The sequence below is a fragment of the Arthrobacter sp. MA-N2 genome (assembly GCF_000517125.1).
Classification (GTDB): Bacteria; Actinomycetota; Actinomycetes; order Actinomycetales; family Micrococcaceae; genus Arthrobacter; species Arthrobacter methylotrophus.
Genome location: NZ_KI912155.1, coordinates 1 through 1,606, shown reverse-complemented (window position 1 = coordinate 1,606; position 1,606 = coordinate 1). Strand labels below are relative to the sequence as shown.

Annotated in this window: 3 protein-coding genes; all 3 read left to right on the top strand. The window is 63.7% G+C overall.

All coding sequences use genetic code 11. The features are described 5' to 3' along the window. Positions 1-488: VOC family protein (locus A3M3_RS26795; protein ID WP_197023088.1), on the top strand; the 488-nt coding region annotated here is incomplete at its 5' end. A gap of 249 nt (positions 489-737) precedes the next feature. Continuing rightward, on the top strand, positions 738-1,181 hold the full coding sequence (locus A3M3_RS0100360; protein ID WP_028264633.1) for a hypothetical protein: 444 nt from the start codon (positions 738-740) through the stop codon (positions 1,179-1,181). 196 nt (positions 1,182-1,377) lie between these two features. After that, positions 1,378-1,606 (top strand): 30S ribosomal protein S16 (gene rpsP, locus A3M3_RS0100355; protein WP_028264632.1); only part of this gene is annotated, 229 nt, incomplete at its 3' end.

Genomic DNA, 1,606 nt, shown 5'->3' with positions numbered 1-1,606 from the left:
TGTACTACGACAAGCCCCGCGAAGGCTGGGAGTGGAACGGCAGTACCGTCGTCATGGACAGCCTGCCGCTCCCACCGCAGCGCTACCTCCAGCAGTACCTGAGCGAGGCCGCCGTGAGCGGCCAGCACGACGCCGGCGCCGGCATCGGACATGTCCACCTCCAGGTGGGCGATGTGCCCACCGCCCATGATTTCTACGTTGACACCCTGGGCTTCGAGCAGACCGCCGGCTGGCACGGGCAAGCATTGTTCGTCTCCGCAGGCGGCTACCACCACCACATGGCCATGAACGTCTGGAATAGCCGTGGTGCCGGTCCGCGCAAGGACACGCTCGGTCTCGGCGAGGTCGTCATCGAGGTCCCGTCGGGGGACGACGTCGGCGCGCTCGCCGACCGCCTCAAGGTCGCCGGCATCGCATCACACCACACGGGCCAGGAGTTGCGCTTCGAGGACCCGTGGCGGAACCGGCTGCGCGTCGCCGTTCGCTAGCGTCCATGGGGGTCCCCGACCTCGCTCCGCTCGGCCGGGGACCCCTCGCAAGTTACCGTTCAACTTGCTCCCCAACCTCGCTCCGCTCGGCCGGGGACCCCTCGCAAGTTACCGTTCAACTTGCTCCCCAACCTCGCTCCGCTCGGCCGGGGACCCCTCGCAAGTTACACTGGGGCCTGACGGCGTGGCGCATGATTTTCGGTCGCCGCGCCGCAGCTCCGTTGGCACGAACGAATGAGAGTAGTTTCCATGGGCTTTGCTGAAATCTTTGTTGCCACCCACGATGAAGCACTCAAAAGGGCCGCTGCCCTGGAGAAGGGCAGTGACGCCTCCGGCTCCGCAGTGCGGATTCCGGGAATCAGTGATTTCGAAGTAGAACAGTTAGGCGATCTGGCCGGCAAAGCTGTGCACGCCGCCGGGGCCGACTACGAGCTCGCCTTGGTGGATGTCACCAGTGACGCTTTGCTCGGCGTCCCCGAAGCGATGGTGCGCGCACTCTCGGAGCTTCTCAGTTACGAGACGGAGGGTGAGGGAAGTGTCCTGGACGATGTCGCTGAGAGCTGGGCGGCCCAGGAGGACATGCCCTTTGACGCCCAACAGTCCCGCCTGTACGTCCAGCAGTTGGCGTCGCTCGCCAGTGACGTCGAAAAGACTGAGCGTGCCGGTCTCTACGTCTGGTCCGCAGGGCAGTAGACCCGTAGTAAACCCGCCGCACAGGCCGCGTGTTCGAAATACTGTCTGCCATCTGGCACAATAGACAGGTACTCGATCCGCGCGGCCCCTCTCTCCGTGTGTGCATCTTGTCCTTTGGAACCCTCAAGTATGGCCCGCCCCACGGGTGCAGAACGACGGGCTCAACCCCGTTTCAGAAACAGGAGTGACCACAAAAGTGGCCGTAAAGATTCGCCTTAAGCGCTTCGGCAAGATGCGCGCACCGTACTACCGCATCGTCGTCATGGACTCCCGCGCCAAGCGCGATGGCCGTGCGATTGAAGAAATCGGCAAGTACCACCCCACCGAAGAGCCCTCGTACATCGAGGTTATCTCTGAGCGTGCACAGTACTGGCTGTCCGTTGGCGCCCAGCCCACCGAGCAGGTTGCTGCGATCCTCAAGATCA